The sequence below is a fragment of the Kocuria sp. genome, from assembly GCF_030536815.1.
Taxonomy (GTDB): Bacteria; Actinomycetota; Actinomycetes; order Actinomycetales; family Micrococcaceae; genus Kocuria; species Kocuria gwangalliensis.
This window is the reverse complement of record NZ_JAUNPE010000100.1, coordinates 1-7,835: the sequence shown is the minus strand read 5'-3', so window position 1 is coordinate 7,835 and position 7,835 is coordinate 1. Positions and strand designations below refer to the sequence as shown.

Annotated in this window: 7 protein-coding genes; 3 read left to right on the top strand and 4 right to left on the bottom strand. The window is 65.2% G+C overall.

What is annotated here, in order from left to right; all coding sequences use genetic code 11:
- The first annotated feature begins 212 nt into the window (after positions 1–212).
- Entirely contained in the window at positions 213–1,121 is a 909-nt protein-coding gene (locus tag Q4E95_RS09380) for a CoA ester lyase (protein ID WP_303383055.1), read from the top strand.
- Positions 1,122–1,337: 216 nt separating this feature from the next.
- Positions 1,338–2,306 carry an L-lactate dehydrogenase gene (locus tag Q4E95_RS09375; RefSeq protein WP_303383054.1) on the top strand — a complete coding sequence of 323 codons (969 nt, stop codon included), beginning with the start codon at positions 1,338–1,340 and terminating at the stop codon, positions 2,304–2,306.
- An 82-nt stretch (positions 2,307–2,388) separates the two neighbouring features.
- Here Q4E95_RS09375 and Q4E95_RS09370 read toward each other — a convergent pair whose 3' ends face one another.
- The 3 genes from Q4E95_RS09370 to gluQRS form a co-directional block, all read right to left on the bottom strand.
- On the bottom strand, positions 2,389–3,072 hold the full coding sequence (locus tag Q4E95_RS09370) for an FMN-binding negative transcriptional regulator (RefSeq protein WP_303383053.1): 684 nt from the start codon (positions 3,070–3,072) through the stop codon (positions 2,389–2,391).
- Between the two features lie 109 nt (positions 3,073–3,181).
- Positions 3,182–4,723 (bottom strand): sodium/proline symporter PutP, encoded by a 1,542-nt coding sequence (gene putP / locus Q4E95_RS09365; RefSeq protein ID WP_303383052.1) that lies wholly within the window; start codon positions 4,721–4,723, stop codon positions 3,182–3,184.
- Positions 4,724–4,825: 102 nt separating this feature from the next.
- Positions 4,826–5,773 carry a tRNA glutamyl-Q(34) synthetase GluQRS gene (gene gluQRS / locus Q4E95_RS09360; protein WP_303383051.1) on the bottom strand — a complete coding sequence of 316 codons (948 nt, stop codon included), beginning with the start codon at positions 5,771–5,773 and terminating at the stop codon, positions 4,826–4,828.
- Positions 5,774–5,849: 76 nt separating this feature from the next.
- On the opposite strand from gluQRS, the gene Q4E95_RS09355 reads away from it, so the two are divergent.
- Positions 5,850–6,743 carry an MBL fold metallo-hydrolase gene (locus Q4E95_RS09355; RefSeq protein WP_303383050.1) on the top strand — a complete coding sequence of 298 codons (894 nt, stop codon included), beginning with the start codon at positions 5,850–5,852 and terminating at the stop codon, positions 6,741–6,743.
- On the opposite strand, the gene Q4E95_RS09350 is transcribed toward Q4E95_RS09355, so the two are convergent.
- Positions 6,661–7,689, bottom strand: coding sequence for a phosphatase PAP2 family protein (locus Q4E95_RS09350; protein WP_303383049.1), 1,029 nt, complete (start codon positions 7,687–7,689; stop codon positions 6,661–6,663). The genes Q4E95_RS09355 and Q4E95_RS09350 overlap by 83 nt on opposite strands.
- Positions 7,690–7,835 lie beyond the last annotated feature (146 nt).

Sequence of the window (7,835 nt, the reverse complement as noted above, 5' to 3'; positions counted from 1 at the left end):
TCACGCGTAGGTCATCAACGCACCGAACTGGTGCCGCTTGTCCTGGGGCTCTCTACTGGCAGCTGACCCGCTCCGACCGCATTATCTCCCAGGTTGGTTCAGGTGTGCGGCTGACCCGCGCTTTCACCGCACAGCAGCTGCGGGAGCGCGTCCGTTCTTAGACACAGATCGAGAAGTGAATCATGTCCACCACCTTGTCAGAAACCATCGAAATGACCATCACGACCACTGAGCAGCCCAAGGTTGGTCCGGAGCTGGCCCGTTCGTGGCTGCTCGTCAACGGCGCGCAGCCCGCACGCTTCGATGCGGCAGCCAGCAGCGCAGCGGACGTTGTGGTCCTCGATGTCGAGGACTCGGTGGCTCCCGCGGACAAAATTGCAGCCCGCCAGCACGTGATCAAGTGGCTGTCCTCACGCAACGAGAACCACGAGCTCAACCACGGCTGGGTCCGCATCAACGGTTTTGGTACAGCCTGGTGGGAAGAAGATCTCCGCGCCCTGCGTGAAGCTCCCGGTTTGGAGGGCGTCATGCTGGCCATGACCGAATCCCCGGAACACGTGACCCGCACGGCGGAGCTGCTGCGGGGCACGCGCATCGTGGCCCTCGTGGAAACCGCCCGCGGCGTGCAGAACCTGCAGGACATTGCCACCGCGCGTTCCACGTACAGGTTGGCTTTCGGCATCGGCGATTACCGCCGTGACACCGGGTTCGGCGAGAGCCCCATGGTCCTGGCCTACACCCGTTCGCAGTTCACCATCGCGTCGCGTGCGGCCAATCTGCCGGGCCCGATCGACGGCCCCGCTGTGGGTGCATTGGGTGCCAAGCTCGCGGAGGCCACCGGTGTGACGTCCGAATTCGGGATGACCGGCAAGCTTTGTCTTATGCCCGAGCAGACCGCCACGGTCAACGAAGGTCTGTCCCCGAGCCTCAACGAGCTGTCCTGGGCCACGGACTTCCTGCAGGAGTTCGAGGCGGACGGCGGTCAGATCCGCAACGGCTCAGACCTGCCCCGCTTGGCCCGTGCGCGCAAGGTGCTGGGATTGGCCACATCGTTCGGCATGAGTATCCCGGAGGGCTATGACGTGCACTTCGAGGCGCCCACCGACACCTATCACTGCTAGTCACCAGGGGCACTTCGCTCACCGCTCATAACCCGGCGAGCACCCCAGTGAGCAACCCGGCGAGCACCACCGAATGCCTGTCGATCTGGTCACAGGCACTGTCCCCGGCACGGCGGATACGTCAGAATGGACTGTGGCAAGACCACATGAACCCACCGCATCCCACACACACTATGTGGGCATGCGGGACGTATCCGCCGTAACCGGGGAGTTTCCATGACCACCAGCACTGAAGCCACCGTCCGTCGAACCAAAATCGGCATTGTGGGAGCGGGGTCGGTGGGCACCTCACTGGCGTACGCGGGCATGATTCGCGGCACCGCCACGGACATCGCCCTCTACGACCTCAACACCGCCAGGGTGGAGGCGGAGGCGCTGGACCTGTCCCACGGCCAGCTGTTCGCCTCGGACACTCGTGTGGAGGGCTCCGATGACGTTGCCGTGCTCAAGGACTCTGACGTCATCCTGATCACCGCCGGTGCCAAGCAGAAACCGGGTCAGACGCGGCTGGACCTGGCCGGGGCCAACACCGAGATCCTCAAATCGCTCATGCCCCAGCTCATGGAGCACGCGCCCCACGCGATTTTCGTGCTCGTGACCAACCCGTGCGATGTGCTCACCGTGGTGGCTCAGCAGATCACGGGGCTCCCGCGTCGACAGGTCCTCAGCTCCGGCACCGTGCTCGACACCTCTCGCCTGCGTTGGATGATCGCCAACGAGGCCCGGGTCAACACCACCAGCGTGCACGCGTACATCATTGGTGAGCACGGCGATTCCGAGTTCCCCGTGTGGTCCTCCGCCTCGATCGGTCAGGTTCCGCTGCGCGAGTGGGAGATCGACGGCCGTAAGCCGTTCACCGAGCAGCGCCTGGCCGAGATGACGGATCAGGTGGTCAACGCCGCGTACAAGGTGATCGCGGGCAAGGGTGCCACCAACTACGCGATCGGCCTGTCCGGCATCCGCATTGCGGAGGCGATCCTGCGTGACCTGCGCTCGGTACTGCCTGTCTCATCCATCCTGGAGGACTTCCACGGCATCAGTGGACTCGCCCTCTCCGTCCCGTCCATTGTGGGCCGCCGCGGAGTGGAGCAACCGCTCGCGATCCCCATGGGCGAGCACGAGGAACAGCAGCTGCGCGATTCCGCCCAGGCCATGCGCAAGGCCCTCGTTTCGCTCGGCTTCTGATCCCGCCCACCCGGCCACGGTGCGCGGGGGACGACGACGCCGCGAGCGCCGTCGTTGTCGAAAGCTCACGGTAGGACCCGTGTCACCGGCCGGGCGGGTCCTTGTCGTCACGGGGTGTGGTCACGCGGTTCATGAGATCGGCGAGGTAGCGCGCATCCGGGTGTCGCATGCGGGACAAGTGGCCCGCGGTGGTCGGAACCTCGTCCGCGGGCCTGTTCTGGCCGATTTTCGACTTGAACTCCACGGTCCGCGGGCGCAGCCGGAAACCCGCAATGGCGCTCAGGAGCCGTCCCATCGACTCCTCGGTGCTGTCGTCCATCCGCCACGGCCCGGAAGACCCGGCGGACGTCGTGGCATCAGGACCCACCTGGCGCGGGCGCACCCGCTCCTCATGATGGTCGATGAGCCTCCGCAGGTGATCCTCCAGCGCGGGCTGCTCCATCATGGTGGCTCGGCCGCGAATGTGGACGGGCTCGAAATCGTAGGTGGGCAATCCCGCACGGGTGTACCATTCCGGGCTGATGTACGAAGAGGGGCCGGGGAAGATCAACAACACCTCCCGACCCTCGGCAAGAACCGCGTGCAACGGATCCGCCCGGGGAATATGACCTTCGATGACAACTGACCCGTCGGGTTCTCGGACCGGCAGCATCGGCAGGTGGGCGGCCATCAGCTCGGAACCCACAATGATCCCCAGCGGGTAGTCGGCAATGACATCGGTGAAATCATGACCGGCTACGGGTTGGTAGAGCGGATTGATCAGCATGACTGCATTAACGCCGTGATCGGGATGCAATGCAAGGGTCCCGCTCACCGGGTGGTGATCGGGACCCTTGCATCATGGGCGGGGACGGCGCCCCGGCCATGGGTGGAACTCAGTTGCGGCCGGCGGCCACGTCTGATTCGACGCGCGATGAGGCGGCGGCTTCCGTGGGTGCCTGGTGGGGATCGTTGGCCAGGCGCACGGCCTGGTCGAACTCGGCCTCGATCTCCGGGTCACGCTTGTAGGTGGCCAGGGAACCGACAATCGCGGCCAGCATGCCCAGGAAGAAGCCGGGGATGATCTCGTAGAGATCGCTCCACGGGGTGTACTGCCAGACGAACACGGTCACGGCGCCCACGATCATCGCGGTGATCGCACCGGTGTTGGTGAGTTTGCGCCAGAAGAGACTCAGAATGACCACGGGGCCGAACGCGGAACCGAAGCCGGCCCACGCGAAGCCCACGAGTTCCAGGATGGTCGCATTCTGTTCCCACGCGAGAGCAGCGGCAATGATGGCCACCAGCAGCACGCCGGCGCGACCCATCCACACCTGGGCCTTGGGAGACGGGGTCTTCTTGGCGGCCAGGTTGTACAGGTCCTCCACCAGCGCGGAGGAGGACACGATCAGCTGCGAGGACACGGTGGACATGATTGCGGCCAGCACCGCTGCTAGCACCAGGCCGGCCAGGGCGGGGTGGAACAGGATCTGGGACAGGTCCAGGAACACGGCCTCGGGGTCGGTGGGATCCTGATCCGGGCGGTTACCGAAGTAGGCGATACCCACCAGGGCGGTGGAGATGGCGCCGATCACGGTGAGGATCATCCAGCTCACGCCAATGCGGCGGCCGGACTTGGCATCGGCCGGGCTGCGCAGGGCCATGAAACGCACAATGATGTGCGGCTGACCGAAGTAGCCGAGGCCCCAGGCCAACGCGGAGATGACGCCCACGGCGGTGCCGCCTGCCAGCAGGGACAGCGCGTCCGGCTGGGCGTTCTGGATACTGTTCACCATTTCGGCGGGGCCGCCCACCATGAACAGACCCACCACCGGAACCATCAGCAGAGCCAGCAGCATCAGCAGACCCTGGAAAAGGTCGGTGTAGGAAGCGCCCAGGAAGCCACCGAAGAAGGTGTAGAGCACGGTCACGCCCGCGATCAGCAACATGCCGAGCAGGTAGGAAGAACCGAACGAGGACATGAAGAACACGCCGCCGGCAACCATGCCGGAGGAGACGTAGAACGTGAAGAACACCAGGATGATCACACCGGACACCACGCGCAGCATGCGGGTGTTGCCCTTGAGGCGGTTGTCCAGGAAGGACGGGATGGTGATCGAGTTGTTGGAGACCTCGGTGTACGCGCGCAGCCGCGGCGCCACGAACTTCCAGTTCAACCACGCACCGATGGTCAGACCAATGGCGATCCAGGCTTCAACCATGCCCGTCAGGTACACGGCACCGGGCAGGCCCATGAGCAACCAGCCGGACATATCCGAAGCACCCGCGGACAGCGCAGCCACGCCGGGCTTGAGATTTCTTCCCCCCAACATGTAATCGTCGAGGTTCTTCGTCTTGCTGTTGGCCCACAGGCCAATCGCGATCATGCCTGAGAAATAAATCACAATCGCGATGAGTTGATACGCCTGGTCGGACATGGGTGTCCCTTCCGGTGCGAAAAATTTGGACGGCGTCCACTGTAGGGGACGCTATTTAGCTACCCAAAGCTGCTGAGTGTCATTGCTGACCCCGGGATGGGGTCAGGCCCGTTTCTCGGGCCATTGCGTGAAAGTGGCGGGGTCCGTGTTCCAAGCCCCGGGATTCCAGTCTCTCAGCAAGTCAGCGGTGGTATTCAGGGTGCGACTCACCCCCAGGGATTGACCGAGCCACAACAGTACGTCGCGCGTTGTGTAACCCAGAGCATGTAATTCATCAAGTGTTACAGCTCCGTCGCGTTTAGCCAACCGTGCACCGGTCGGTCCCAGTACCAGGGGGACATGAACGTACTCGGGTGCCCGGTAGCCCAGCAGCCCTGCCAGGTAGGCCTGCCGCGGTGCGGAGGGGAGCAGATCGTCCCCGCGCACCACCTGATCGATCCCCTGGTGGGCATCATCCACGACCACGGCCAGATTGTAGGCGGGGGTGCGGTCATTGCGCACCAACACCATGTCGTCCACGGCGCCCGTGTACTCGCCGGCGAAGTAGTCGTGCACGGAGAATTCATGCACGTCCGCGCGCAGGCGGATGGCCGGCGGTCGTTCTTGCCGACGCCGCTCGCGAGCCTGCTCGCTCAGATCCCTGCACGTCCCGGGATACGCCCCGGGAATGCCGTGCGGTGCCGATGCCGCCGCGTGGATCTCCTTGCGCGTGCAATAACACTCGTAGGTGAGCCCGGCGTCCGTGAGCCGCCGAACCTCGCCCAGGAACTGGGGAATCCGGGGTGCTTGGTAATCGACCGGGCCGTCCCAATCCAGGCCGAGTTCCGCCAAGTCCGCCACATTACGTTCCGCGGCACCCACCTTCACCCGGTCCAGGTCTTCCACCCGGAGGATGAACTTCCGCCCCGTGGCACGCGCAAAGCCCCACGCTGCCAGCGCGGTGCGCAGATTACCCAGGTGAAGATCCCCCGACGGGGACGGCGCGAACCGCCCGGCCGGCGGCAGGGCGGCGTCGTACCGGGGCGGCGAGGCGGGCTGGGAGGGGAACACGCCGGTCAGGCTAGCACCGCCGGACCTCAATCGTCGGGTTGATGTGGAGGGGGTCCCGGGCGGTTAGGCTGTCCGCATGGCACGCATCCACGAGCTGCGCGACGGCGTCTACGTGATCGGCACGGATAACTGGAGATTGAACTCCGGGCTCATCGTGGGATCTCAGCGTGCCCTGGTCATTGACACGGGCGCGGGTCCCCGGCAAGGCCGGGAGATCCTGGCGGCCGTCCGGGAGATCACGCACCTGCCCCTCACCGTGGTCAACACCCACGCGCATTACGACCATTACATGGGCAACGCGGCATTTCAGCGGGCCGGTGTCGTGGAGTTCTGGGCTCATAAGGCCTGCGGCGCAGCCATGCGGCAGCACGGTGACTACCAGCGCAGTTTCGTGGGCACCCAGGAACCCGAAATGGGTGACGGTGAGGGGCTGGACACCCAGCTCGTGTTCCCCACCAACACGGTGCCCGGCAACGGCCGCAGGCCATCGCTGACCCGTATCGAACTCGGTGACAAGCTCGTGACCTTGTTCTTCCTGGGGCTGGGTCACACCGACAACGACGTGTGCGTGGGTGTGGCGGACATCGTCTTCTGCGGTGACCTGGTCGAGGAAGGTACGGACCCCAGTTTCGAGGATTCGTACCCGCAACGCTGGGTGGAGACCCTGCGCGCGCTGGCCGCCCTGGAGCGGTACAAAGTATTCGTGCCCGGCCACGGCAGCCCGGTCTCCAACACGTTCGTGCTGCAGCAAGCCGACACCATGGCCCTTGCCGTGAAACGCGCGGAACAATCCAGTACCGCATCAAACGGCACACTGACCGCCTCCATGTACCGGCTGCCGTATCAGGCCGGCGTGGCTCGGATCTTCCTGGACCGGTTGGCCGCCGTCAGGACAGAGACCGCAGCCAGCGAGCCACAGCCCGCCAACTCAGAGCAGATGCAGCCGCAATCCCAAGGTATCCGGCAATAACGGTTGCCCGGCCGGTCCCCGTGCCGGCCACCGCGGGCCAGGGCAGCAGGGCCACGGTCACCGTTAAGCCTGCCGCCAGGACCACCAGCGTGATCACCGTGCCCAGACGCGGGCGCACCGGTGCGGCGTAGCCATAACCAGGCCGGCCGTACTGCAACGAAGGGCCCTGCTGGTACCCCGGGTGCTGGTGCGGTTGGTACGGCTGCTCCCGGTATTGCTGCTGCCGGGGTGCTGCCGGCGGAATGAAGGCGCTCTCGCCCCGATCCTCCCGCTGCAGGAGATTCCCGCGACGGACGGCCATTTTCTCCCGCACCCGGCGGTACGCATCGGTGGGGCGGCCCCCGGGACGGGACAGTGCGCCGTCGGCGAGGCCGATCGTCAGGACCGCGAGCACACCCCAGGCGCCCACCACGAGGAGGGCGGCGGCGGCGTCGGACGGGCGGTGCCAGCCGTTCACGACGGTGAGCATGCCCGTCATGGCCGCCAGAACCCATCCCCAGGTGGCTGTCTTGGCGCGCAACTGCGGGGGAGCGACCAGCAGAAGGGCCACGAGAATCGTGGCCGTGGCTGTGGTGTGACCGGACGGGAACGAATTATGCACAATCTGCTGGATGCCGTAGTCGGGCTTGTCCAGGAGCACGCGTTTGAGGAACTGCGTGGTGAGATTCGCCCCCAGGATCATTCCCAGGCCGACAAGCGCGGGAATCCAGCGGCGCGTGCGCACCGTCCACACGAGAGCCAGAACGGCGGCGGCGATCGACACCAGCTCCGGCATGTGCTGGGCCGCAGCCACGAAGATCCACGGGAAGAAGTTGGTGCGATCGGCCTTGGCCTGCGTCAACGCCTCGTCGTCCAGAGACTGACCCGTCATGGTCATGAGACTGATGTAGCTGGTCAGGGCCACGCAAGCGCTCAGCACCGCCACGGTGAGCAGCGGTCGGATCACGGACGGCAGAGATTTTGAACGAGTGAGCGCGGGAGGGTATGACAACGGGCAGCCTATCGGGGGAAGTCAACGAATTGGGTCGGATCCTGGTGATCGACCATTGCATCATCTTCCCACGGGCGGCTTTGGTGGCGCTGAGAGAAGGC